The sequence below is a fragment of the Microvirga roseola genome (assembly GCF_020866965.1).
Taxonomy (GTDB): Bacteria; Pseudomonadota; Alphaproteobacteria; order Rhizobiales; family Beijerinckiaceae; genus Microvirga; species Microvirga roseola.
Window position 1 is genome coordinate 15,857 of record NZ_JAJATX010000001.1, and the last position, 23,431, is coordinate 39,287.

At 66.0% G+C, this 23,431-nt stretch carries 22 protein-coding genes and 1 pseudogene; 4 read left to right on the forward strand and 19 right to left on the reverse strand.

The features are described from left to right. Positions 1–11 precede the first annotated feature (11 nt). The 9 genes from LG661_RS00090 to LG661_RS00130 form a co-directional block, all read right to left on the reverse strand. Entirely contained in the window at positions 12–887 is an 876-nt protein-coding gene (locus tag LG661_RS00090; RefSeq protein WP_230529820.1) for an ABC transporter permease, read from the reverse strand. Further along, positions 884–1,831 (reverse strand): ABC transporter permease, encoded by a 948-nt coding sequence (locus LG661_RS00095; protein ID WP_230530059.1) that lies wholly within the window; start codon positions 1,829–1,831, stop codon positions 884–886. The genes LG661_RS00090 and LG661_RS00095 overlap by 4 nt, the downstream gene beginning before the upstream one ends. 82 nt (positions 1,832–1,913) lie before the next feature. Next, positions 1,914–3,413 carry an ABC transporter substrate-binding protein gene (locus LG661_RS00100; protein WP_230529821.1) on the reverse strand — a complete coding sequence of 500 codons (1,500 nt, stop codon included), beginning with the start codon at positions 3,411–3,413 and terminating at the stop codon, positions 1,914–1,916. Positions 3,414–3,441: 28 nt separating this feature from the next. Beyond that, positions 3,442–4,545 (reverse strand): ABC transporter ATP-binding protein, encoded by a 1,104-nt coding sequence (locus LG661_RS00105; RefSeq protein WP_322098822.1) that lies wholly within the window; start codon positions 4,543–4,545, stop codon positions 3,442–3,444. Next, on the reverse strand, positions 4,542–5,573 hold the full coding sequence (locus LG661_RS00110) for an ABC transporter ATP-binding protein (RefSeq protein ID WP_230530061.1): 1,032 nt from the start codon (positions 5,571–5,573) through the stop codon (positions 4,542–4,544). The genes LG661_RS00105 and LG661_RS00110 overlap by 4 nt, the downstream gene beginning before the upstream one ends. A gap of 19 nt (positions 5,574–5,592) precedes the next feature. After that, positions 5,593–6,366: a FadR/GntR family transcriptional regulator gene (locus tag LG661_RS00115; protein WP_230529822.1), complete on the reverse strand. Its 774-nt coding sequence runs from the start codon at positions 6,364–6,366 to the stop codon at positions 5,593–5,595. Between the two features lie 140 nt (positions 6,367–6,506). Then, positions 6,507–7,460 (reverse strand): Clp1/GlmU family protein, encoded by a 954-nt coding sequence (locus LG661_RS00120; protein WP_230529823.1) that lies wholly within the window; start codon positions 7,458–7,460, stop codon positions 6,507–6,509. Next, positions 7,399–8,097 (reverse strand): alpha/beta hydrolase, encoded by a 699-nt coding sequence (locus tag LG661_RS00125; protein ID WP_230529824.1) that lies wholly within the window; start codon positions 8,095–8,097, stop codon positions 7,399–7,401. The genes LG661_RS00120 and LG661_RS00125 overlap by 62 nt, the downstream gene beginning before the upstream one ends. 61 nt (positions 8,098–8,158) lie before the next feature. Then, positions 8,159–8,734 (reverse strand): BON domain-containing protein, encoded by a 576-nt coding sequence (locus tag LG661_RS00130; RefSeq protein ID WP_230529825.1) that lies wholly within the window; start codon positions 8,732–8,734, stop codon positions 8,159–8,161. Between the two features lie 82 nt (positions 8,735–8,816). Here LG661_RS00130 and LG661_RS00135 point away from each other — a divergent pair, with 82 nt between their 5' ends. From LG661_RS00135 to LG661_RS00150, 4 genes and pseudogenes are all read left to right on the forward strand, one after another. Continuing rightward, positions 8,817–9,083 carry an HNH endonuclease gene (locus LG661_RS00135; RefSeq protein ID WP_230529826.1) on the forward strand — a complete coding sequence of 89 codons (267 nt, stop codon included), beginning with the start codon at positions 8,817–8,819 and terminating at the stop codon, positions 9,081–9,083. A gap of 81 nt (positions 9,084–9,164) precedes the next feature. Then, positions 9,165–9,344 (forward strand): hypothetical protein, encoded by a 180-nt coding sequence (locus tag LG661_RS00140; RefSeq protein WP_230529827.1) that lies wholly within the window; start codon positions 9,165–9,167, stop codon positions 9,342–9,344. Between the two features lie 247 nt (positions 9,345–9,591). Beyond that, a pseudogene (locus LG661_RS00145) lies at positions 9,592–10,116 on the forward strand (PAS domain-containing protein). Then, a complete protein-coding gene (locus LG661_RS00150; protein WP_230529828.1) occupies positions 10,091–11,455 on the forward strand; it encodes a methyl-accepting chemotaxis protein in 1,365 nt (454 codons plus the stop codon). Before LG661_RS00145 ends, LG661_RS00150 begins: the two are co-directional and overlap by 26 nt. A gap of 73 nt (positions 11,456–11,528) precedes the next feature. On the opposite strand, the gene gyrB is transcribed toward LG661_RS00150, so the two are convergent. The 10 genes from gyrB to LG661_RS00200 all read right to left on the reverse strand — a co-directional run bounded on the left by gyrB (position 11,529) and on the right by LG661_RS00200 (position 23,362). Next, positions 11,529–13,955 carry a DNA topoisomerase (ATP-hydrolyzing) subunit B gene (gene gyrB / locus LG661_RS00155; RefSeq protein ID WP_230529829.1) on the reverse strand — a complete coding sequence of 809 codons (2,427 nt, stop codon included), beginning with the start codon at positions 13,953–13,955 and terminating at the stop codon, positions 11,529–11,531. Positions 13,956–14,157: 202 nt separating this feature from the next. Beyond that, entirely contained in the window at positions 14,158–14,772 is a 615-nt protein-coding gene (locus tag LG661_RS00160; RefSeq protein WP_230529830.1) for a LysE family translocator, read from the reverse strand. 3 nt (positions 14,773–14,775) lie between these two features. After that, positions 14,776–15,561 carry a CPBP family glutamic-type intramembrane protease gene (locus LG661_RS00165; RefSeq protein ID WP_230529831.1) on the reverse strand — a complete coding sequence of 262 codons (786 nt, stop codon included), beginning with the start codon at positions 15,559–15,561 and terminating at the stop codon, positions 14,776–14,778. After that, entirely contained in the window at positions 15,558–16,712 is a 1,155-nt protein-coding gene (recF, locus tag LG661_RS00170) for a DNA replication/repair protein RecF (RefSeq protein WP_230529832.1), read from the reverse strand. Before recF ends, LG661_RS00165 begins: the two co-directional genes overlap by 4 nt. Positions 16,713–16,906: 194 nt before the next feature. Then, entirely contained in the window at positions 16,907–18,025 is a 1,119-nt protein-coding gene (dnaN, locus tag LG661_RS00175; RefSeq protein WP_230529833.1) for a DNA polymerase III subunit beta, read from the reverse strand. 153 nt (positions 18,026–18,178) lie between these two features. Then, complete coding sequence (gene dnaA, locus LG661_RS00180; protein WP_230530062.1) at positions 18,179–19,630, reverse strand: chromosomal replication initiator protein DnaA; 1,452 nt, start codon at positions 19,628–19,630, stop codon at positions 18,179–18,181. Between the two features lie 829 nt (positions 19,631–20,459). Further along, on the reverse strand, positions 20,460–20,726 hold the full coding sequence (rpsT, locus tag LG661_RS00185; RefSeq protein ID WP_230529834.1) for a 30S ribosomal protein S20: 267 nt from the start codon (positions 20,724–20,726) through the stop codon (positions 20,460–20,462). A 171-nt stretch (positions 20,727–20,897) separates the two neighbouring features. Beyond that, entirely contained in the window at positions 20,898–21,680 is a 783-nt protein-coding gene (locus tag LG661_RS00190; RefSeq protein ID WP_230530063.1) for a TSUP family transporter, read from the reverse strand. A 23-nt stretch (positions 21,681–21,703) separates the two neighbouring features. After that, a complete protein-coding gene (locus tag LG661_RS00195; RefSeq protein ID WP_230529835.1) occupies positions 21,704–22,477 on the reverse strand; it encodes an enoyl-CoA hydratase in 774 nt (257 codons plus the stop codon). An 84-nt stretch (positions 22,478–22,561) separates the two neighbouring features. Then, the gene (locus LG661_RS00200; RefSeq protein WP_230529836.1) at positions 22,562–23,362 is read right to left on the reverse strand and encodes a DUF2189 domain-containing protein; all 801 of its coding nucleotides are present in this window, start codon (positions 23,360–23,362) and stop codon (positions 22,562–22,564) included. Between the last annotated feature and the right edge of the window lie 69 nt (positions 23,363–23,431).

Sequence of the window (23,431 nt, forward strand, 5' to 3'; positions counted from 1 at the left end):
GTTGGCGTTATTTACTGTTCGCGGGGATCGAGCGCGTCGCGCAGGCCGTCGCCGAGAAGGTTGAAGCCGAGCACGATCAGGAAGATGGCCGTGCCCGGGAAAATCGACATCCAGGGCGCCTGCTCCATGAAGTTCTTGGCGGTGTTGAGCATGGAGCCCCAGGAAGGGTTCGGCGGCTGCTGGCCCAATCCCAGGAAGGACAGGCTCGCCTCCGCGATGATGGCGGTGGCAACCGTGAGCGTGCCCTGGACCAGGATCGGCGGCAGCACGTTCGGCAGGATGTAGCGCACCAGGATCCAGAAATCCGGCAGGCCGATGGCCCGCGCGCCCTCCACGTAATCCTCCGCCTTCACGGTGAGCACCTGCCCGCGCGTGAGGCGCACGAAGATCGGCATGGCGGAGAGACCGATGGCGATCATCGCATTGGAAAGGCTGGGGCCGAGGAAGGCGGCCAATGCGATGGCGAAGATGAGGAAGGGGATCGCCAGCATGGCGTCGGTGGCGCGGGAGATCGTGGCGTCGACCCAGCCGCCGAAATAACCGGCGATCAGACCGAAGGGGACTCCCAGCACGATGGCGATCACCACCGAGATCACGCCTGCCATGATGGAGGCGCGCGCTCCCCAGAGCATCCGCGAGAAGAGATCGCGGCCGAGTTCGTCCGTGCCGAACCAGAACAGTTCGGAGGGAGGCTTGCGAATGCTCGTGAAGCTCGGCTTGATCGGGTCGTAAGACGCAAGGTAGGGCCCGATGACGGCGGCCAGAACGAAGAACAGCACGATGGCGCCGCCGATCACGGCGCTCCGGTTGTTCAGGAACTTCGTGAGCGCGCGGCTGCGCTTCTTCGGCAGGGCGGCTTCATCGGCGACGACGGCTGTGGCGGTCATGCGGCGTGCCTCAGGCGGGGATTGACGAGGACGTAGAGAATGTCGGCAAGGAGGTTCATGAGAATGAAGCCCACAGCCGTGCACAGGACGACGCCCTGCACCACCGCGTAGTCGCGGTTGAACACCGCGTCGACCACCAGCTTGCCGAAGCCCGGAATGGTGAAGATCTGCTCGGTGAGCACCGCGCCCGCGAGCAACTCGCCGAAGAGCAGGGTCGAGAGGGTCACGATGGGCACCAGCGCATTGCGGAGAGCGTGCTTCAGGATCACCGTGCGGGAGAGAAGCCCCTTGGCGCGGGCGGTGCGGATGTAATCGGAGCGCATGACGCCGAGCATGGCGCTGCGCGTGTGGCGCATGAGGCTCGCGGCGAGCGCCGTGCCCAGCACGAAGGCCGGCATGATCATGGTCTTGATGTTGAGCCACAGATCCTCTGTCGGCGGGACATAGCCGGAGGCCGGGAGGAGCTGCCAGCGCACCGAGACAAGCATGATGAGCAGGATGCCGAGCCAGAAGTTGGGAATGGAGAGCCCGGACAGCGCGACCACGTTGGCGGTGTAGTCGACGGCCGTGCCCTTCTTGACCGCCGAGATGATGCCGGCCGGAATGCCGATGGCGAGAGCCACGATCATCGCCATGATGGCGAGTTCGAGCGTCACGGGCAGCTTGCTGAGGATGAGCTCCATCACCGGGATGTCCGTGCGCAGGGAAATCCCGAGATTGCCGGTGAGCGCGGAGCCGATCCAGGCGAAGTACTGCACGGGGATCGGATCGTCGAGGCGGTACTTCTCGCGCAGATAGGCGAGCACCTGAGGATCGCGCTCCTCGCCCGCCATGGTGAGCACCGGATCGCCCGGCAGGAGCTTCTGCAGCGCGAAGACCAGGAGCGACACGATGATCAGCGTCGGGATAGCAACCAGAATACGTCGTGCGATGTAGCGCAGCATCGGCGTCAAGGATCCCGCATCAGGAAGATGGGAGGGCGCGCCCGGCTCGAGGCCGGGCACGCGGGTTCTTGGGAGAAGTCCGTCAGGAGGCGAACTTCACGCCCTTCAGGCGGATCATGCCGTCCGGATAGGGCTTGAAGCCTTGCACCTTCTTCGAGTGAACGAAGGGCCAGGGCTGGTAGTAGGTGTAGATGATCGGCAGATCCTGCTGCAGGATTTCCTGCGCCTGATCGTAGAGCTGCTTGCGCTTGGCCTCGTCGCTGGTGACGCGAGCCTCGTTCAGGAGCTTGTCCACCTCGGCGTTGCAGTAGCGGCCGTCGTTGAGCGCGCCCTTGCAGGTCACGAAGGGGTGGATGTTCCCGTCGGGATCGACGCGGCCGGACCAGCCGATCACGTTGACGTCGAAGTTGCCGGCCTGGGCCTCCTTCTGCATGGCCGCAAACTCGGTCGGACGCAGGGAAATCTCGAACCCGGCCTCCGCTCCCATGGCCTGGATGATCTCGGCGATCTGCTGGGCCGTGGTGCTGGTGCCGAAGGTCAGCTCGAACTTCACCTTGTCGACGCCTGCCTCCTTCAGGAGCTGCTTCGCCTTTTCCACGTCGCGCTTGTTGGCGGCGAACTTCGGATTGTTGTAGGGGCTGGCCTCCGGGAAGGGCTGGCCTGCCGGCGGATAGATGCCGTTGCCTACCACTTCGTTGATGACGTCGCGGTCGATGGCGTATTCCAGCGCCTGACGGACGCGCTTGTCCTGTCCGAGCGGCGACTTGGCCCGTTCGCCGTTCTGGGTGTTGATGGTCAGGCCCTGATAGCCGATGCCGGAGACCGGCGCGAAGACGAGGTTGGAATCGGCCTTTACCGCCGGAACGTCGCTCGGCGCCAGACGCTCGAGGAGGTCGAGATTGCCCGAGCGCAGATTGGCGAGGCGCACGGTCGTGTCCGGGATCGGCTGGAAGACCACGCGGTCGAAGTTGTAGTCCTTCGCGTTCCAGTAATCCGCGAACTTCTCCAGCACGATGCGGTCGTTCTGAACGCGCTCCACGAACTTGTAGGGGCCGGAGCAGACCGGGTTCTGGCTGAAGTCGCCAGCCGCCAGCGCCTTCGGCGACATGATCATGCCGGCGCGGTCGGAGAGCTGCGAGAGCAGGGTCGCGTCGGCGCGGGAGAGATTGATTTTCACCGTCATGTCGTCGACGACCTCAACGTCGGCGACGGAGGAGAGCTCGCTCTTGCGCAGGGAATCCGGCAGGGTGCGGGCGCGGTCGATATTGGCCTTCACCGCGGCGGCGTTCAGGGGCTCGCCGTCGTGGAACTTGACGCCCGGGCGCAGCTTGAAGGTGAGCGACTTGCCGTCGTCGCTCCATTGCCATTCGGTCGCCAGTTCCGGCGTGAACTTCAGCTCCGGCGTGATGTCGACGAGCTTGTTGCACAGGGACGAGAACACGATGCGTCCGACGAAGGTGCGGGCGCGGTGCGGATCGAGCACATCGGGGTCCTCGTTGAGGCCGATGCGCAGGGTCTGTGCCGAAACCGCGGTGCTCATCAGGAGCCCGGCGGCCACGGTCATGAGGGTAAGACGCTTCATTCTGGTAGTCCTCCACTTCCTCTCTGGATCAAGGGCTCGTCGCGACGGGCTTATCCTGCCGTTCACGCCAAGTTCGGTAGAGCGCCAGACGCTTGGCGAGCGCCGGGCTCGGGGGCGGGGCGCTGATGGAACCGGCGCCCGCTCCCTGGATTTCGCGCCAGAAGTGGCACGCGACCTGCCGCCCGTCCGGGGCCTGTTCGAGCGCGGGATGCTGCTCTTTGCAGACCGCACGGGCATGGGGGCAGCGGGTATGAAAGCGGCAGCCCGAGGGCGGAGCCGCGGGGCTCGGGACATCCCCCTGCAGAAGCGCCTTGGGCTGGCGGTTCGAGGGGCTCGGAACCGGAATCGCCGCAAGGAGCGCCTGCGTATAGGGGTGCAGCGGATCGTCGAAGAGCGCATCCGTCTCCGACAGCTCCACGATCTCGCCGAGATACATCACGGCGACGCGGTCGCTCATATGGCGGATCACGGCGAGGTCATGCGCCACGATGACGAGGGTGAGACCGAAGCGGTCCTTGAGGTCCTCGAGCAGATTGATGATCTGCGCCTGGATCGACACGTCGAGCGCCGAGACCGGCTCGTCGCCGATGATGAGCTTCGGGTCGCCTGCGAGCGCCCTGGCGATGCCGATGCGCTGGCGTTGCCCGCCGGAGAACTCATGCGGATAGCGATCCGCATGGTTCGGAAGCAGGCCCACAATCCGCATGAGATCCGCGACGCGCTCGCGCTTTCCCTCGCCGCTGGCAAGCCCGTGCAGCCAGATCGGCTCCGCGATGATGTCGCCCACGTTCATGCGGGGATTGAGGGAGGCGAAGGGGTCCTGGAAGATGATCTGCAATTCCCGCCGCAGGCGGCGCAGCTCGCTCTTGCTGAGCTTCAGGATCGACTGCCCCTCATAGCGCACATCGCCGCCGGTCGGCTCAATGAGCCGCAGCAGCAGGCGGCCGAGAGTGGACTTGCCGCAGCCGGACTCGCCCACGATGGCGAAGGTCTCGCCGCGCCGGACGCCGAGCGAGACGCCGTCGACGGCGCGCACGACGGTGGGAGACGAGAAGATGCCTCCGCCGCCGAAATGCTTCTTCAGATCGACGCCTTCGAGAATGATGTCGTTGTTGGAAGGCATCACGCTCATGCGACGGCTCCGCGGTACTTTTCGAGGGGCGCATACCAGCAGCGCGCCCGGTGGCCGGGCACGATCTCGCCGAGGGGAGGCGGCTCGTTCACGCAGCGGGAATCCGCGAAGGGACAGCGCGGCGTGAAGCGGCAGCCACGGGGCATCAGTTCCGGCGGCGGAACCGTGCCGCGGATCGTGGCGAGCCGGCCCTGGCGGCGGCCGAGCGACGGGACGGAACCCATGAGGCCGATGGTGTAGGGATGCTGCGGATCCTCGAAGATCGCCTCCACCGGCCCGGACTCGACCACGCGGCCCGCATACATCACGGCCACCTCGTCCGCGACCTCCGCCACCACGCCGAGATCGTGCGTGATGAGGATCATGGCGGTCCCCGTTTCCTCCTGCAGGCGGCGGATCAGGGTAAGGATCTGCGCCTGGATCGTCACGTCGAGGGCAGTGGTCGGCTCGTCGGCGATGAGAAGCTGCGGATCGTTGGCCAGGGCCATGGCGATCATCACGCGCTGGCGCATGCCGCCGGACATCTCGTGCGGATAGGCGCGCAGGCGCTTCTCCGGCGCGGGGATGCGCACCTTCCTGAGCATGTCGAGCGCCCGCTCCATGGCCTCCGCCTTGGAGACCTTGCGGTGACGGACGATGCCTTCCGCGATCTGGTCGCCGATGGTGAAGGCCGGGTTGAGCGAGGTCATCGGCTCCTGGAAGATCATCGCCATCCGGTCGCCGCGCAGGTCCGCCCGCTCGTTCTCCGGCATCGCCAGCAGGTCGCGCCCGTCGAACAGGGCGGAGCCGGCGACGATCCGCGCAGGCGGCGTGGGCAGAAGGCCCATGAGAGCCAGCGACGTCACGCTCTTGCCGCAGCCGGATTCGCCTACGATGCAGAGGGTCTTGCCCTTGCTGACGGAGAAGGAGACGTCGTCGACCACGTTCACGCCCTTGGGCGCGCCGTCGAACCGGACCGACAACCCCCGGACGCTGAGCAGCGGCCGGTCCGCCGCAACGGCGGCCGTGCCGGGGCTTCCAGGCTCCATCCTCTGCTGCCGCACGGCTTCATGTCCCATGTCGAAGCTCTTTCTTGGTCTCTGCAGGCGCCGTCCGTTCCGCAAGTTGCCCGCCGCCGTCCGGGGCCGGGCGCGTCATGACCGTGAGCAATCCGTCGCGCACCAGTTCCAGGTGCTCGCGCATGGCCTGTTCGGCGGCATGCGCCTCCCGCTGGGCGATGGCGGCGATCACGCGGCGGTGCTGGTCCACGTAGATCTGCTGCCGGTCCCGGGAGCGCGCCCGCTCGCGCAGGACCCGCCAGGTCGAGTCCTGGCGGATGCGGTCCACCATGTCGAAAATCGCGAGGAGGAGAGTGTTGCCGGCGGCCTCGGCAATCGCCCGGTGCAGGGCGCTGTCCCACAATTCGCGGCCATCGGCGTCGGAGGTCGACGCAGTCTTGTCGGCGAGCCGCAGCAGGCGCTCGATATCGCCGTTCGAGGCGCGAAGCGCCGCAAGCCGGGCCAGGGCCGGCTCGATCTCCAGGCGCACGTCCATCACCTCGAGGGGATGGGTGCGCTTCGAGAGTTCCTCCAGATTCGTCGGGGCCTCGACCGGACGAGGGCCCAGAAAGGTGCCCTTGCCCTGGTGCCGCCAGATGCGCCCTTCCGCCTCCAGCACCTCGAGCGCCCGGCGCAAGCCGCGCCGTCCGATGCCGAGATCGGCCGCCAGCACACGCTCCGGCGGGAGCCGCTGCTCCCCGTCGAAGGCGCCCTCTTCGAGAAGCGTCCGCAGACGCCCGAGGGCGAAGTTGGAGCTGTCCGACAAGGTTTCGGGTAAGGACATCCGCTCTCGACCTGGTGCGAACCAATCTTACTAATGGTGCCTGCCATGCGAACGAATGTTGCAGCGCAGCAGGCTTGGACGAAATCAAGCCTAGATCAGAGCCGAACCAATTTGCAAATGGTTTCGTGCTGGTTTGTTGGTCAGGGGTGCGGATTTGATAGGCAGGAAGGCTGGCGCGAAGGCAGGGAGAGGGCCTCGGCAGGGCTGCCGCTCGCCTCGGCACGGACATCGGAAAAGGTGTCGGTCAGGCGCAGGTCCCCCGGCGTGATCCGGGCGATGGCCTCTGCGGGGATAGGCGTCAGGACCGTGACGGGGCCATCGTCCGTGCAGGCGGCCAGCAAGCCGAGACCGAGATCGTTTCCCTGATCGTCGGACAATCCCAGAAGGAGGCCGGGCGGGCAGGGGGCATCCCGTTTCAGAATTGCCCGATGACGATCATCAAGGCTCACCACTGCAGCTCCCGCGAAGTAGTCCCGGAATGCGTTGCGGCGGGCCGCGCGACGCTCGCCCTTGGTCTTGCGCCTGGCCTCCGGGGAGGGTGGCACGCGCAGCGCAGCGGTCCCCGCATGCCGGCGCAGCACGGCTTCAGTTTCGTCTCCAAGGGCAACCAGCAGGTCCGGCTGGAGCGCAGCGATCTTGTCCGCCTTCAGCTTCAACCCAGGACCTGCCAGAAGCCCGCTCGTGTTGACGATGACGAGATCGGCCTGCGCATCCTGTACGAGACGCCTTGCGCCTTCGATCAGTCGCTCCTCGCCGGCAACGGGATCGGTCGTGCCGGCGAAGGCGAGCCTCATGCCCTGCGAGTCGACCAGCGTGACGCAGGCAGGGGGCCCGACGGTCTTCTGGCCGAGATCGGTATCCAGCAGGGCGGCGCTGCGGCCGGAACGGATCGCGGTGGTGAAGAGAAAGCGGCAGAGCGCGCTCTTTCCCACGTCCACCGCCCCGATCACCATGACCCGGCGAACGCCGCTCTGCACGATCCGGCCGGCCGCCTCGGCCCAATCGTCCGGCACATGCAGGGATGCGGACGGATCAGCCCAGGAACCGGGCCATGGCGCGCTCGACCATGGAGTCGGGGACGATGTGTCCGTCATCGAATTCCAGGTACTCCACATCGTAGCCGGCATGTTCAAGCGCAGGAGCAAGGCGGCGGCTGCAGGGATTGATCGGCAGCACCTCGTCCCTGATGCCGTGGGAGATGAAGATTCTTGGCGAATCCTCCTGCTCCGTGGGCGCCATGAAGCCCGGCGAGAAGGCGAGGATATCGCTGAACAGCGCACCGTTGACGATGCCGATGGAAAGCGCGTAGGACGCTCCATCGGAGAAGCCCGAGATCGCAATGCGCTTAGGGTCTATGAGAACGTTCTGGAAGACCTTGCCTAGGGCCCTGTCGATGAAATCCACATCCGGCCCGTAGCCGCCGCGGATGACATCCCAGGTCGAGGTGCGCGACTCCGGGGCGAGGATGACGACGCCGTGCCGCGCGGCCGTATCGGCAAGAAAGTCGATCATCTGCGAGGCGATGCCTCCAGCGCCGTGGAGGGCCAGGACCAGGGGCGTCGGCTTCGCGGCATCGAGCCCCTCCGGCACGAGGAAGGCCCCGTCGCGCCGGCCGTCGAGGTCAAGGACATGAAGGCCCGGCGTCGCGGCCGGATCCGGCACCGTCGTCTGGGCGCGCGCTCGAAGAATTCCCGCCGTAGCGGCGGTCGGTTCCGTATCGGTGCGAGGCATTGTTCTTCGTCCCTGTCGTTCTTCGCCCCTGTCTGACGTGTCGGGTGGAACAGGCGGCCGCTCAAGGGCCGGGAAGATTCTCGGGGCTGTCCTCGACGCGAATGTTGTTCTGGACGTGCGCGACGCCCGATACGGCCTCTGCGAGATCCTCGGCGCGAAAGCGCAGGCCGCGGCTGGCGACGGTGCCGGAGAGGGTGACCTCGCCGCCCTTCACGGCCACTTCGATATTGGAAGCGTCGATCATCGGATCGTGCGTGAGCCACTCGCACACATCCTCGTGGATGCGTTCGTCGGAACGCTTGTAACCCTTCGGGCCGCGGCCCCGGTGCGGCCCTGAGATCGGCCGCGGAATGCGCGTCTGCTCCGCCCCACGATCCCGGTCGCTGCGGTCCCGGTCGCCGAGGCCGCCATAACCGGAACGGTATTCGCTGTAACGCGGCGAAAAGCCGGCATCGTCGGGCGGACCGCCATGACCGTCATCGACGACGCCTCCGGTGAACTCGCCCGTATCGTCGCCGTAGCCGCCAGGATATTCCACGCCCCGGCCGCGGAAGCCGACCGCGCCGCCGCTGGGCACATCACCGTAGCCGTTGTCGTCGTTGTAAGGGTTTCTATTCCTTCGGCGGATGTCTACCATCGCTCTGCTCCTGTGATTGCAGGGGCAACAAACCCGTTTCCCTGTGGTTCCCACGGATCACCCGCAGCAGCACCCAGAGGCCATGAAGCCAGCGCAGCGACTGAAGCTTTTCGAGGATGTCTTCGCCCGCGACGGCGGGCGCTGCGTCTATTGCGGCGTCGCCACGCATCGCCTCGCGAAAGGCCAGAGCCGCTCGCCGACGCTTGCCACCCTCGACCATGTGGTGCCGCGCTCGCTCGGCGGGCCGCTCAGCCGGGAGAACCTCGTCCTGGCCTGCCAAGCCTGCAACAACGAGCGCGGCGTCATGGATGCGGACGCGTTCCGGGCCCTGAAGGCCGGCAGCCGTTGAGCTGCCGGACGCGGCCATGGAACAGGGCTCTCCACCGCGACGTTCGCCCACCAGCAAAACGCGTCAGTCGAGGAATAGCCGATGAATATCGAAGATCAGGTGCGCGAGGCGATTCTCGCCGAACTGCAGCGTCAGTCCGAGGTCGGAGAGCGGGGCCTGCGGGTCACGTCTGACGATCCGGCCATGATCACGGTCGAGGGTCGCGTGAACCTGGACGAGCTGACCATGGCGGTGGTGGGCTCGCTCGCCGGCGGTCCGTGATCCAGGTGATCGCGTCTGCAACGGTGCCGGTCCGCTTCAGGTGTTGAGGAAAGGCGCATCGTCGGCGTCTTCCGATCAGGGCAGGGAAAGCTCCTCTACGGCATGATTTCAGCATCGCCTGAACGACACCAAATCGTAACAGGGTTCGTATAAGTAATTATACGTAAATGCGGCTTCATTTACCCGCCCTTAAGCGGCCGCGAACTCTAAGGCGGCCCACATCCAAAAGCTGCATCGAAGAGTTGCAATGGCGATATCCATCCAGCCGACCAATCGAGAAGTCTTCTTCGACAGGGACAGCCTTATCGTGTCGAAGACGGACCTGAAGGGCCGTTTGACCTACGCGAACCGGATCTTCTGCGAGATTGCCGGATATGCCGAGAAGGAGGTCATCGGGCAGCCGCACAGCCTGATCCGCCACCCGGATATGCCGCGCGCGATCTTCAAGCTCCTGTAGGACACGATTCAGGACGGCCGCGAGATCTTCGCCTACGTCAAGAACATGACCAAGGCGGGCGATCACTACTGGGTCTTCGCCCATGTCACGCCCTCCTTCGACGCGAACCGGAAGGTCTGCGGGTTCCACTCGAATCGGCGTGTGCCCCGGCGCGACGCGCTGGAGAAGATCATCGTCCCTCTCTATGCGGATCTGGCTCGCATCGAAGCCGGACACCGCAACGGCAAGGAGGCTGTCAGCGCCTCCCTCGCCCACCTCATGAACACGGTCACCGCGAAGAAGCCGAGCTATGACGAATTTATCTTCTCTCTCTAAGGCAGGCCTGGGATTCCTCGTTGCCGGTGCCGCCCTCCTCTGGCAGGCGGGCGCCTGGCTGATCACCGGCACCGCGCCTCTGGCCGCGGTGCTCGTGGCCCTGGCCGGACTCGCCTTGAGCGGTGTCATGCTGATCCGGGCGAACCGCTCCATCGCCGTCGCGCAGGATGTGCTGGCGCGGATCGGCAAGGGCGATTTCGAGGCGCGGATCGTCGGCTCACGCGAGGGCGGCAATCTCGGCCGGCTTCACATGACGATCAACGACACCACGGATTGCGTCGACGCCTATATCCGTGAATCCTCGGCTTCTATGGAAGCGGTGCGCAACAACCGGTACTGCCGGCGCATCCTGCCAGAAGGCCTGCATGGCGCGCTGCTCAAAGGCGCAACGACGATCAACGAGGCGACCCAGGTCATCCAGCACCGGGTCGAGAGCTTCAATCAGTCCACGAGCGGCTTCGAGGCCGCGATCACGGCCATCGTCCAGGGCCTGTCGAAGGCCTCGCTCAGCATGGGCGAAATGGCCTCCGTGCTCGAAGGCGGCGCTTCCACCACGGAGGAGCGCACGAGCGCCGTGGCGAGAACCGCATCCGACATGGCCATCAACGTGCAGACCGTCGCGTCCGCGGTCACCGAACTCGTCGCCTCCGCCCAGGAAATCGGGGGCGAGGCGGACCGCTCCGCCGCAAAGGCGCGGGAGGCTGCCAGGGAAGCCCAGGCCACCGGGCAGATCGTCAATCGTCTCAACCATGCGGTGGAGCGGATCAGCAGCGTCGTGAGCTTGATCACCAGCATCGCCGAGCAGACGAATCTGCTGGCGCTCAACGCCACCATCGAGGCGGCGCGGGCAGGCGAGGCCGGCAAGGGATTCGCCGTCGTCGCGAGCGAAGTGAAGGAACTGGCGAGCCAGACCGCCAAGGCCACGGAAGAGATTGCACAGGAGATCGCGGACCTGCGCCATGCGTCCGATTCGGCCGTGACGGCGGTCGCAGGAATCTCGACCCTCGTCACCGAGATCGACACGGCGACCTCGCGGATCGCCCATGCGATCTCCGACCAGACCGCCGCCACCTCCGAGATCGCCCGCAATGTGGAGCAGACCTCCGCGGGAACCCAGGGCGTGACGGACAACATCCAGAACGTGAACGAGAACGCCGCCAAGACGAAGGTGCTGGCAGGATCGGTTTTCAGCGCTTCACGGGAACTCGCCCGCGAGGGGGATCATCTCGCCGAGGAGCTGCGCAGCTTCCTGCAGGCTCTGCGCCGCGGTCCGATGGAGAGCGAGGAGGCCGGTGGTGAGCCGCGGCGGCGCATCGCGTCGTCCCGGAAAGCCGCCTGAATCTGCGAGTCGCCCACAAAAAAGCGGAGCCGTGTCGAACGGCTCCGCCTTGGAACATCAGGTGTGATGAGACTTACACGTCCAGGTTCGCCACCGAGAGTGCATTCTCCTGGATGAACTCGCGGCGGGGCTCCACCACGTCGCCCATGAGCTTCACGAACAGGTCGTCGGCGTCGGTGGTGTCCTTCACCTTCACCTGCAGGAGCGAGCGCACGTCGCGGTCGAGCGTCGTCTCCCAGAGCTGCTGGGCGGTCATCTCGCCAAGGCCTTTGTAGCGCTGGAGCTGCAGCCCCTTGCGGCCGGTGGAAAGCACGGAGGTGAAGAGCGAGAGCGGACCGTCGATCTGCATCTCGTCGTTCTTGCGCACGAGCTTCGCCGGCTTCGCATAGACGTCCTGCAGGGACTTGGCGCGCTCGTCGAGCCTCTTGGCCTCCTGGCTGGCGATCAGCGCCTGGTCGAGGGTCACGACCTGCGTCACGCCGCGTACCGTGCGCGAGAAGGCATAGCCGCCTTCGCGGACTTCGCCGGTCCAGCCGCGCTCCAGCTCGTCGGAAATCGCATCGAGGCGCTGGGCGATGTAGGCCGCCGCCGCAGGGCCCTTCTGGTCGTCCTCCACCACGTCGGGACGCAATGCGCCGGCAATTGCCGCCTGCTCCACCACCTTGCGGTCGTAGCGGGTATGCAGGCTCGCCAGGATCTGCCGGACAAAGCGAGCCTCGTCGATGAGGCCCTTCAGCTGGTCGCCCTGGAACTCCACGCCCGTCTCCAGGCGAAGCGCCGCATTCTCGATGCCGGCGTCGATGAGGAAGTCTTCCAGCGCGCGCTCGTCCTTCAGATAGATCGAGGACTTGCCGCGGGTCGCCTTGTAGAGCGGCGGCTGCGCAATGTAGAGGTGCCCGCGCTCGATCAGCTCCGGCATCTGCCGGAAGAAGAAGGTGAGCAGGAGCGTACGGATGTGCGAGCCGTCCACGTCCGCATCGGTCATGATGATGATGCGGTGATAGCGCAGCTTGTCGAGGTTGAACTCCTCGCGGCCGATGCCGGTGCCGAGCGCAGTGATCAGCGTGCCGATCTCCTGGCTCGACAGCATCTTGTCGAAGCGCGCGCGCTCCACGTTGAGGATCTTGCCGCGCAAGGGGAGCACGGCCTGGAAGGCGCGGTCGCGGCCCTGCTTGGCGGAGCCGCCGGCCGAGTCGCCCTCGACCAGCAGGATCTCGCATTTCGACGGATCGCGCTCCTGGCAGTCGGCGAGCTTGCCGGGCAGCGAGGCGATGTCGAGCGCACCCTTGCGCCGGGTCAGCTCGCGCGCCTTGCGCGCAGCCTCGCGGGCGGCGGCGGCTTCCACCACCTTGCCGACGAGGGTGCGGGCTTCCTGCGGATGCTCCTCAAGCCAGTTGTTGAGGGCTTCGTTGAGCACGTTCTCGACAGCCGGACGCACTTCGGACGAGACGAGCTTGTCCTTGGTCTGCGACGAGAATTTCGGGTCCGGCACCTTCACGGACACGACGGCGGTCAGGCCCTCGCGGCAATCGTCGCCGGTGAGCGAGACCTTTTCCTTTTTCGTCATGCCGGAGGACTCGGCATAGCCGTTGACCTGGCGGGTCAGGGCCGCGCGGAAACCCGCCAAGTGCGTGCCGCCATCCCGCTGCGGGATGTTGTTGGTGAAGCAGAGCACGTTCTCGTGGTACGAGTCGTTCCACCAGAGCGCCACTTCAACGCCGATGCCGTCCTTCTCGGAGCGGATGACGATGGGCTGCTGGATCAGCGCGTTCTTGGTGCGGTCGAGATAGCGCACGAAGGCTTCGACGCCGCCCTCGTACATCAGCTCCTCGCGCTTATGCTCCGCATGGCGCTTGTCGGTGAGGACGATGCGCACGCCCGAGTTCAGGAAGGCGAGTTCGCGCAGGCGGTGCTCGAGAGTGGCGTAGTCGAACTCCACCATGGTGAAGGTCTGGGGCGAGGGCAGGAAGGTCACTTCCGTGCCGCGCTTGCCCTGCGCATCGCCCACGACGGCGAGCGGGGCCACCGCATCGCCGTGGTGGAACTCCATGAAATGTTCCTTGCCGTTGCGGAAGATGCGCAGCTTCAGCCAGGTGGAGAGCGCGTTCACCACGGAGACGCCCACGCCGTGTAGGCCGCCCGAGACCTTGTAGGAGTTCTGGTCGAACTTACCGCCCGCGTGCAGCTGGGTCATGATGACCTCGGCCGCCGAGACGCCCTCGCCCTGGTGGATATCGGTTGGGATGCCGCGGCCGTTATCGGTGACCGTCACCGAGCCATCGGCATTCAGCGTGACGGTGACTTCCGTTGCGTGACCGGCCAGCGCCTCGTCGATGGCGTTGTCGACCACCTCGTAGACCATGTGGTGGAGGCCCGAGCCGTCATCGGTATCGCCGATATACATGCCCGGCCGCTTGCGCACCGCATCGAGGCCCTTGAGGACCTTGATCGATTCCGCGCCGTAGGCGTCGGCATTCACGTTGATAGCAGGTTCGGCCATTGGGGATCCTTCAAGGCGCGGCGGAAAAGGGACAGGTGCGCACCAGGGTTTTGATTCGTCAGATCAGTTATTTAGTGACGAACGGTTGAAATTTCACCCCCGCGCGTATACGCGCGCGAGGAAAAGCGCGGAAAATCCACGAAAAAGTGCCGATTCAGCGGCTTCTGGGAGCGGTTCTTTGCCTCAGCCCCGGAATGGGCGCTCAACGCGCCGCCACGGCAGCCGCAGCGCCGGCCAGCATGGCCCCCGTCGTGCGGTTGAGAATGCGGATGGCTCTCGGGGTCGTGAAGAGCTGCCGCGCCCGGGCGGCGAGCACGATATAACCGCCGAAGACCACGCCCAGGACGCCCAGCGTCGCCGCCACGAGTTCCGCATAGCCCAGCGCCGTGATGCGGGTGAGGTCGAGAATCGTGGGCAGGAGGGCGAGGTAGAACACGATGGTCTTCGGATTGCCCAGGGTGAGGGCAAGTCCGCCGAGCAGAAGCTTGGCAGGATGCTCCGCGGCGGAATTGGCCTTCACGTCCTTGGCGAGCGCCGGGGCGGTCCAGATCTTGTAGGCGATGTAGAGCAGGTACATCGCGCCGGCATATTTGATGACCAGGAAGACCCCGTGGAAGGTCTGCGCCAGAGCCGCGAGTCCCAGGATGGCGCAGGTCAGCCAGACCACGTCGCCCAGAGCGACCCCAATGCTGAACGCCACCGCGCCCTTGGGACCACGCCCCAGCACCCGCGCCACGATGGCGGCGATCCCCGGCCCCGGCGAGGCCGCGGCAATGAAGAGGGCGGAGGCGAAGAGCAGAAGGCCTGCGAGATCCATGGTTCAAAGTCCCAGGGCGGCGAGAAGCGGCGTTGCGATCCAGAATACAACGTGAGAGGCCCCGTGGGCCAGCATGGCGTGCTCCAGGCTGCGCGAGGCGTAAAGCCAGCCGAAGAGAAGCCCCAGAACGCCGTTCAGCGCAAGCGTCCTGACGAGAAGGACATGGTTGCCTTCCTGCATCATGGGGGCGGCCGCCCCGAGATGGCCCGCCGCAAAGGCGAAGGCGGCCAGCGCGATGGCGATCCAGGTGAGGACCGGGCGTCCGCGCCTGCCGGTCAGGCAAAGGCCCAGCCAGAGCAGGAGGGTCATGAGCCCGAACCGCATCATCAGCTCCTCCGTGATGCCGCCATAGAGAAGGCCGGGCAGGCGGCCGGAGAGCGTGACGTCGTCCAGGCGGGGCACCGGTGCGAAAGCCCCCGGAAAGGCTTGGCGCAGCATCAGATCGGCGAGAGCGACGACGGAGGCAAAGACAATCGCCAGCGCCAGGGCCGCTCCCCAGCCGGCGGCTGCCGACTCTATCGCCTCGCCGCGCAGGCGGCGCAGGATCAGGGAGGTAAGGCCCGCCTTCTCGGCCAGGGCGACGCCAACAGCGACCGCGCCCAGCATCAGGAGGGTCGGCTGGACGAGCAGGAGGAGGGCAAGAGCCGCTACCGGGAGTTCCGGCGCACCGGGCAACAGGCGGACCTGCTCGGCGGCGGCGCCCGTCAGCGGCACGAGCGAGAGAATGCCCAGGAACCCCAAGCCGCTCAAAGCGAGGAAGGGTTTCAGGAAGCGTGCGGCAAAGGTCATGTCTGGCCCAGAGGCGCGATTCGTCCGGGCTGGACCATGAGCAGGTCGGCCCGTCCTTCGAGCTCCGCAAACAGGCTCGGATCGGCTCCCGTCATCCAGACCTGTCCCCCCAGGGATTCGAGCGCCGCATAGAGGCCCGCCCGGCGGCGGGGGTCGAGATGGGCGGCGACCTCGTCGAGCAGCACGAAAGGGGCGATGCCGCTCATGCTGGCCACCAGCCGCGCATGGGCCAGCACAAGGCCGATGAGCAGGGCCTTCTGCTCGCCGGTGGAGGCGGTGCCGGCCGGGATGTCCTTGGGACCGTGGCGCACGAGAAGATCGGAGGCCTGGGGGCCAACGAGGGTGCGTCCGGCCGCTCGGTCGCGGGCGCGGGAATCGCGCAGAATCGCCCGGTAGCGGTCCTCGGCGTCGACCGCGGGGAGAGTGGCCACCAGGGCGTCGATTTCGCCCTCCAGGCCCATCGTGGCGAAGGGAAAGGGCGAATCCTCCTTGCGGGTCTCCAGGATCAGGGCGGCCAAGCGCTCCACGGTCTCGCGCCGCGCGGCGACGACCGCGATGGCGAGTTCGGCCACCTCGCGCTCCAGCGCATCGAGCCAGAGGCGGTCGTCGGGATTGTCCTCCAGCACCCGGTTGCGCGAGCGCAGGGCCCGCTCGAGCGCATTCACCCGTGCGCCATGCTCCGCATCCACCGCCAGCACCAGCCGGTCGAGAAATCGGCGGCGGTCGCCTGCGGGACCGCGGAAGAGCGCGTCGAGATCGGGTGTGAGCCAGACGACCCGCAGGTGCTCGGCAAAGGCCGTCGGGGAGGAGGCGGGCATGCCGTCGATGCGGCAGATGCGGGAAGCGCGCTCGCCGTTCTGCTCGAGTCCCGTACCGAGCCGGTGCTCGCCATAGGGTGTGTCGAGGGTGGCGGAAACGGCGAAGGCGCCGGCGCCGCTCTGCCGGGCCATCTCGGCGAGCTCGGCGCGCCTCAGGCCCCGTCCCGGCATGAAGAGGGAGATCGCCTCCAGCACGTTCGTCTTGCCCGCCCCGTTCTCGCCCACCAGCGCCACGAGCTGGCGCGACACGGAAAGATCCAGGCTCGCATAAGTGCGGAAATCCTGGAGGATCAGGCGCGTGATTCGGGAGGCGGAGAGGGGGGCGGAGGACATGCGCCCCTTCTTTCAGAAGCGGACGTGAAAGATCAAGCGTCGGCAGGGCCGAGCCGTTGTTTCGGAGGGCTGTGCCGCAGCGACCCCTCAAACGAGATCACCGGCGCAAGGCCGGTGATGCTGTTGAACCAGTTTTTGAGAAGCGATCCCGGAATCTGCGCTGCGCTTAGTCCGGGACGACGACCTTCAGGTGCCTACACCCGCATCGGCATCAGGACGTAGAGCGCGGCTGCGCCCTCGCGGTCCTGGACGACGGTGGGGGAGCCGGGGTCGGCGAGCTTGAACAGGGCGGTGTCGCCGTCGAGCTGGGCCGTGATGTCGAGGAGGTAGCGAGCGTTGAAGCCGATATCGAGCGGGGCCGCATCGAAATCGACCTCGATCTCCTCCGTCGCACTGCCCGAATCCGGGTTGTTCACGGTGAGTGTCAGGCGCCCGTCGGCGAGCGAGAGCTTCACCGCGCGGCCGCGCTCCGAGGAGATGGTGGAGACTCGGTCCACGGCCTTGGCGAAATCGGCGCGCTCGACCACGAGCATCTTGTCGTTCCCGGCCGGGATGACCCGCTGGTAGTCGGGGAAGGTGCCGTCGATGAGCTTCGAGGTGAGCACGACGCCGTCGAAGGTCAGGCGCACTTTGGCGGACGAGAGCTCAATGGCCACGTTCTCCGAGCCGTCCTCCACGAGCTTGACGATCTCGGCCACCGCCTTACGCGGAATGATGACGCCGGGCATGCCCTCGGAGCCCGTGGGCGCCGGGATCTCCACGCGGGCGAGGCGGTGCCCGTCGGTGGCGACCGCGCGCATCACGACCGATCCGCCCGCATCGAGCGTGTGGAGATAGATGCCGTTGAGATAGTAGCGCGTCTCCTCGGTCGAGATCGCGAACTGCGTCTTCTCGATGAGGCGCTTGAGGTCGCTTGCCGGAAGCGTGAAGCGGTGCGGCAGGTCGCCTGCGGCGAGATCCGGAAAGTCGCTCTCGGGCAGCGCCTGGAGCATGAAGCGCGAGCGGCCGGAGCGGATCTGCATCTGTCCCGCATCCGCCGTTATTTCGAGGGAGACCTGCGCCCCGTCCGGCAGTTTGCGGACGATGTCATAGATCATGTAGGCGGGCACCGTGGTGGAGCCGGCCTCCGTGATGTCTGCGGGAATCGTTTCCGTCACCTCGATGTCGAGGTCGGTCGCCTTCAGGCGCAGGGTGCCCTCTTCCGCACGCAGCAGAACGTTGGACAGGATCGGGATGGTATTGCGGCGCTCGACGACGCGGTGCACATGCCCGAGCGCCTTCAGAAGAGCGGCGCGCTCAACAGTAACTCTCATAGTCCAACACCTATGTCGTTGGAATTCTTGGCTTCGCCCTCGGCCAGCGGGCCGGGGAAGCAGGGCAGCAAGATTGGCGGGTGTTGCGGCAGAAAGCAAGGCCGCGGCCTTGCTTCCTAACAGCCTGCCAATTTCTCAGGCGGGAGGGGTATCCTACTCCTGCAGCATCCGCTTCAGGAGCTCGACCTCGTCGGACAGGGCGTTGTCCTCGCCCAGGGCCTTCTCGATCTTGCGCACCGCATGGAGCACGGTGGTGTGATCGCGCCCGCCGAAGCGCCGGCCGATTTCGGGCAGGGAACGCAGCGTCAGCACCTTGGACAGGTACATGGCGATCTGGCGCGGGCGCACCACGGCGGCGGTGCGGCGCTCGGAGAGGATGTCCGAGCGGGAGACGTTGTAGCGCGAGGCCACCAGCTTCTGGATGTCCTCGATCTTGACGCGCTTGGGCTCGCGGTTGCGCACGAGGTCGCGGATCGCGGTCTCGGCGGTCTCGAGAGTAATGGGGGAGCCGGTGAGGGTCGCATGCGCCAGAAGCCGGTTCACCGCACCTTCGAGGTCGCGCCCGTTGGCCGTGATCGCACGAGCCACATAGGCGATCACGTTCGGTCCCACCTCGAAGGTCGGGTGAATGCTCTTCAGGGCCTCGACCCGGGTAGTGAGGATGGAGGCGCGCAGGGCCTCGTCGAGAGCCCCGACCTCGACCACGAGGCCGCCGGCGAGGCGCGAGCGCACGCGCTCGTCGAGGCTCTCCAGATCCGCCGGCGGACGGTCCGCGGCGATCACGATCTGGCGGCCCGCATCGATGAGGGCGTTCAGAGTATGGCCGAATTCCTGCTGGATCTGCTTGCCCTGGATGAACTGCACGTCGTCGATGATGAGCAGGTCGATGCCGCGCAGGCGCTCCTTGAAGGCGAGCGAGGTCTGGGCCTTCAGCGAAGCCACGAAGCCGTACATGAAACGGTCGGCGGTGAGATAGATGACCCGGCGTCCCTGGGCGCGCACCGCATGGCCGATGGCGTGAAGGAGATGGGTCTTGCCGAGGCCCACCCCCGCATGGAGGTAGAGCGGGTTGTAGATGGCCTGGCCGTTCTGGGCATGGGCGACCCGGTCCGCCGCCGCATGGGCCAGCGCATTGGATCGGCCGATGATGAAGCTGTCGAAGGTCAGACGCGAATCGAGCGGCGCGCCGCCGAGATCAGCGCTGTCGCCGCGCTCCTCCTGCGGGGCAGCGGGCGAGAATTTCACCTCACCCGGAATGGCCGGCCCGGCGGGGGCTGCGGCGATGCTGGGGCGGGGCGCTTCTGCGGCGCGGCGCGGCGCGGCGGCGGCATCGCGGCCGAGGGTGTTGCGCACGCCGATCACGACGCGCTCCACGTCGTTGGTCTCGGAGCGGTAGACTGTCAGAACCCGGTCGGCATAGTGGGACTCGATCCAGCTCTTCAGGAAGCGGGTCGGCACCGTCAGATAGGCGCAGCCGTCGACGACCGAATCCAGTTCCAGGCGTCCGAACCAGCTGGCGAAGATATCCTCACCCAGCTCGGCCCGGAGACGACGCTTCACCCGCGTCCAGATTTCCGATGCCGTTTGATCGCCCGGAATCTCCATGCCGCCCTCGCTGGACGCGGCATAGGTCCGATTGTCCTCGCTGCGATACATCAATGTCCCTCCAAGAGATCCCGCCTCAACAGGGCGGAACCCCCACGCCATGCGCTGTTCTGAACACCGAAACACATCTGTTTCACAGCTTGTTCAGAACGACACGCCCCCAATTGTACTGAAGTTTTACTTATTACGAAGAAGTCGAGATGACGGAGAACCGTCGCCCCACATGCGGTCCATCAAGTTCTATGAAGACTACTCCTTGAGGGGGGAAGAGGTGGCACTTGCTTCGAAAGAGAATGAAACAACGATCTGCCCCCGTAACCGAGTTTTATACCTTGAGACTTTGATGGATGACTTCGCGGCGGACCGTCGAAGTGAATTGACCTTACACAGGCTGGATGGGGGGGTGCAACACGGTCGAGTCGGCGGCAGCCGCCCTGTGGTCAATGGATCGGGTCCACAGCCCCGTCCACAGGTTTTCAGGCTGGGCTATAAAGTCCTGACTCTTCAACCGATTCACTGTTCCATCACAGCCTGTGCGCAACGCGAGAAAAGATTTTTCCCGCAACCTTGATTCAGGATCGATTCGGGTCGAGTCGCGGTGTGATTCCGATGCTTCGCGAAGCTTTGCCTGCTAAGACATTGTTATAATTGCACATTTTGTGCGCGCTTTGAATCACGAAGCTGGCTCTTTTCACCCCTGCAAACGGGGCTCGAGTCAAGCTGTCGTGTGGATAAGAAATCGGGGAAATCTTGAGCCGGAAAAACAAAAAACCCGGCCTTGCGGCCGGGCTTGGGTTCAGTCGGAAAGGCAGCTGCGAGGAGCTGTCTTTTAGGCGCTCAGCGTCTTGATGCGGCTCGCCAGGCGCGAGACCTTCCGCGAGGCGGTGTTCTTGTGAACGATGCCCTTCTGGGCAGCGCGCATCATCTCCGGCTCCGCGGCGCGCAGGGCGGCAGCGGCCTCGGTCTGGTTGCCGGAGGCGATCGCCTCCTCGACCTTGCGGATGTAGGTCCGCATCCGGCTGCGGCGCGACTTGTTGATCGCGGTGCGCTTCGCGATCTTGCGGGTCATCTTCTTGGCGGACACGGTGTTGGCCATGGCCCATCCTCGTTGTTTAAAAATCCCGATGCCGAGCCCAGCTGAACGAGAGCTCAGGCAGCGACCGGTTGATTGCATGGAAACCGAAGAGCCCGCGGGACGCGCGGGCTCATGTGGGGCGGCTTATAGCCGTGAGATCCGTGAACGTCAATGTCCGCGCGCCTTTGCGCGTCAAAAAAGCGCCAGAAGGCCGCTCTGGAGCGCCTGACGCCAGGGATTGGCCGGGTCGAGGAGGAGCCGAAGCGCCATGAGGGTCGAGACCGCCACGAGGAGCGGCCGGATGAGGCGTGAGCCGAGCCGCATGGCCAGACGCGCCCCGACCTGGGCTCCGACAAAGGAGGCTGCGGCCATGACGAGCCCGAGGGGCCAGACCACGGCCCCGGTCGCCGAATAAAGGAGAAGGCTGCCGAAATTGCTCGCGAAATTGACGAGCTTGGTATGCGCGGTCGCCCGCACCACCCCGTAGCCGAGCAGCGTCACGAAGGCGAGCATATAGAAGGAGCCGGCTCCGGGCCCGAAGATGCCGTCGTAGAAGCCGATGGCCACCGGCGCGGTCAGGCCGAAGGTGAGAGCCGTCATCCGCGCCTGGGCGTCCTCGTCCTTCACCTTGCGCGAGAGGGCGAAATAGAGGGCGATGACGATGAGAAGCAGCGGGATCAGGCCCTCGAGCACGATGCGCGGCAGGAAGCTGACGCACAGCGCCCCCGCGGTGCTGCTGGCGAAGGCGACGAGGGCGAAGATCCAGGCCTTGCGCCATTCGATCAGGCCCTTCCGGCCGAAGGTATAGGTGGCGGAGGCCGCAGCCACCGAGCCCTGCACCTTGTTGGTGGCGATGGCCTGGGCCGGATCGAGCCCGGCAAGCAGGAGAGCCGGGACCGTGAGCAGCCCGCCGCCGCCTGCGATGGCATCCACGAAGCCCGCCAGGAAAGAGACCGCGGCCAAGGCCGCGATCATGTCGAGGCCGAGGGCGTCCACGGCTACCGGTTCTTGAACTCGGGCGCGCGCTTTTCCACGAAGGCGGCCATGCCCTCCTTCTGGTCGGCGGTGGCGAACATGGCGTGGAAGACGCGCCGCTCGAAGCGGATGCCCTCGGAGAGGGTCACCTCGTCGGCGCGGTTGATGGTCTCCTTCGTCATCATGACGGTGGGCAGCGACATGGAGGCGATGGTCTCGGCGGTCTTCATGGCCTCGTCGAGCAGGTTCGCGAGGGGCACGATCCGGGCGACGAGCCCGGAGCGCTCGGCCTCCTCCGCGCCCATCATGCGGCCGGTGAGGCACATCTCCATGGCCTTGGCCTTGCCGATCAGCCGGGTCAGGCGCTGGGTGCCGCCCATGCCGGGCATGACGCCGAGCTTGATCTCCGGCTGGCCGAACTTGGCGTTGTCGGCGGCGATGATGAAATCGCACATCATGGCGAACTCGCAGCCGCCGCCGAGCGCAAAGCCCGCCACCGCCGCGATCATGGGCTTGCGCCGTCCCGCCACCTTCTCCCAGCCGGAGAACTGGTTGTCGAGATAGATCTGCGGATAGGTCAGCGACGCCATCTCCTTGATGTCCGCGCCTGCCGCGAAGGCCTTGTCCGAGCCGGTGATGACAATGCAGCCGACAGCCTCGTCCGCCTCGAAGGCGTCGAGAGCCTGGTTCACCTCGTTGAGGAGTTGGGAGTTGAGGGCGTTCAGGGCCTGGGGCCGGTTGAGGGTGATGAGCCCCACCTTGCCGCGCGTTTCAACGAGAATGGTCTCATAAGCCATGATGCCGCCTCCGATGGTCCGGTATGGGTAGGGGAGGCGGCAGGTCTCGGCAAGACCAAATCCGTCCAGGTCTGGTAGGCCCGGTCAGGTCTCCACAACCCTCCGGTAGAGGTGCCAAGTGGCGTGGCCCAGGACCGGCAGCACGATGGCGAGCCCGATGAAGAGCGGGATGAACCCGACGATCAGGGCTGCGGCGACGATCAGGGCCCAGAGCAGCATCGTGCCCGGGTTGGCGGCCACTGCGCGGATCGAGGTGAGGATCGCCGGGATTGCCCCCACGTCCCGCTCGAGCAGCAGCGGGAAGGAGATCACGCTGATGCAGAACACCAGGGCGCTGAAGGCGAAGCCGATGGCGTTGCCGGCAACGATCAGCCACCAGCCGCGAGAGGTGTTGAAGACCTCGGCGAGGAATGCGCCGACCGATTCCGGCGCACGCCAGCCGAACAGGGATTGGTAGAGCGCCTGCGCCGTCATCAGCCAGGCGAGGAAGATCACCATCAGCAGGATGCCGAGCGCGACGATCGAGCCGATGGAGGGCGAGCGGAAGACCTCGGCCATGCCGCTCCATGACATCTCCATCCCCCGCTCCCGCCGGCGGCTGATCTCGTAGAGGCCGATGGCGGCGATCGGGCCGACGAGTGCGAAGCCCGACATGAGCGGGAAAAGCAGCGGCAGCATATTGTAGCCGAACATCACCCTGGCGAAAAAGATGCCGAGGAGCGGATAGAGGAGGCCCAGGAAGATCAGATGCGTCGGCGTGGCCCAGAAATCCGCGAAGCCCTCCCTCAAGGCGTCTTTAAGATCTGCCGGATCGATGCGGCGGATGGCGATGTGCTCCGGCGACGGTCGGGCATGCGCGTTGTGGGCAGTGTGGATTCTGGCCATGGCTGTCCCTCCTGAACCAAGCGTTCAAGCGGTCGCGTGACCCATCATGCAGCCGTTGCCGACAAGGGT

Excerpts from the sequence above, each read along its gene's own strand:
- LG661_RS00090 (WP_230529820.1), bottom strand. The coding sequence starts at position 887 with ATGACCGCCACAGCCGTCGTCGCCGATGAAGCCGCCCTGCCGAAGAAG.
- LG661_RS00095 (WP_230530059.1), bottom strand. The coding sequence starts at position 1,831 with ATGCTGCGCTACATCGCACGACGTATTCTGGTTGCTATCCCGACGCTG.
- LG661_RS00100 (WP_230529821.1), bottom strand. The coding sequence starts at position 3,413 with ATGAAGCGTCTTACCCTCATGACCGTGGCCGCCGGGCTCCTGATGAGC.
- LG661_RS00105 (WP_322098822.1), bottom strand. The coding sequence starts at position 4,545 with ATGAGCGTGATGCCTTCCAACAACGACATCATTCTCGAAGGCGTCGAT.
- LG661_RS00110 (WP_230530061.1), bottom strand. The coding sequence starts at position 5,573 with ATGGAGCCTGGAAGCCCCGGCACGGCCGCCGTTGCGGCGGACCGGCCG.
- LG661_RS00115 (WP_230529822.1), bottom strand. The coding sequence starts at position 6,366 with ATGTCCTTACCCGAAACCTTGTCGGACAGCTCCAACTTCGCCCTCGGG.
- LG661_RS00120 (WP_230529823.1), bottom strand. The coding sequence starts at position 7,460 with ATGACGGACACATCGTCCCCGACTCCATGGTCGAGCGCGCCATGGCCC.
- LG661_RS00125 (WP_230529824.1), bottom strand. The coding sequence starts at position 8,097 with ATGCCTCGCACCGATACGGAACCGACCGCCGCTACGGCGGGAATTCTT.
- LG661_RS00130 (WP_230529825.1), bottom strand. The coding sequence starts at position 8,734 with ATGGTAGACATCCGCCGAAGGAATAGAAACCCTTACAACGACGACAAC.
- LG661_RS00135 (WP_230529826.1), top strand. The coding sequence starts at position 8,817 with ATGAAGCCAGCGCAGCGACTGAAGCTTTTCGAGGATGTCTTCGCCCGC.
- LG661_RS00140 (WP_230529827.1), top strand. The coding sequence starts at position 9,165 with ATGAATATCGAAGATCAGGTGCGCGAGGCGATTCTCGCCGAACTGCAG.
- LG661_RS00150 (WP_230529828.1), top strand. The coding sequence starts at position 10,091 with ATGACGAATTTATCTTCTCTCTCTAAGGCAGGCCTGGGATTCCTCGTT.
- gyrB (WP_230529829.1), bottom strand. The coding sequence starts at position 13,955 with ATGGCCGAACCTGCTATCAACGTGAATGCCGACGCCTACGGCGCGGAA.
- LG661_RS00160 (WP_230529830.1), bottom strand. The coding sequence starts at position 14,772 with ATGGATCTCGCAGGCCTTCTGCTCTTCGCCTCCGCCCTCTTCATTGCC.
- LG661_RS00165 (WP_230529831.1), bottom strand. The coding sequence starts at position 15,561 with ATGACCTTTGCCGCACGCTTCCTGAAACCCTTCCTCGCTTTGAGCGGC.
- recF (WP_230529832.1), bottom strand. The coding sequence starts at position 16,712 with ATGTCCTCCGCCCCCCTCTCCGCCTCCCGAATCACGCGCCTGATCCTC.
- dnaN (WP_230529833.1), bottom strand. The coding sequence starts at position 18,025 with ATGAGAGTTACTGTTGAGCGCGCCGCTCTTCTGAAGGCGCTCGGGCAT.
- dnaA (WP_230530062.1), bottom strand. The coding sequence starts at position 19,630 with ATGGAGATTCCGGGCGATCAAACGGCATCGGAAATCTGGACGCGGGTG.
- rpsT (WP_230529834.1), bottom strand. The coding sequence starts at position 20,726 with ATGGCCAACACCGTGTCCGCCAAGAAGATGACCCGCAAGATCGCGAAG.
- LG661_RS00190 (WP_230530063.1), bottom strand. The coding sequence starts at position 21,680 with ATGATCGCGGCCTTGGCCGCGGTCTCTTTCCTGGCGGGCTTCGTGGAT.
- LG661_RS00195 (WP_230529835.1), bottom strand. The coding sequence starts at position 22,477 with ATGGCTTATGAGACCATTCTCGTTGAAACGCGCGGCAAGGTGGGGCTC.
- LG661_RS00200 (WP_230529836.1), bottom strand. The coding sequence starts at position 23,362 with ATGGCCAGAATCCACACTGCCCACAACGCGCATGCCCGACCGTCGCCG.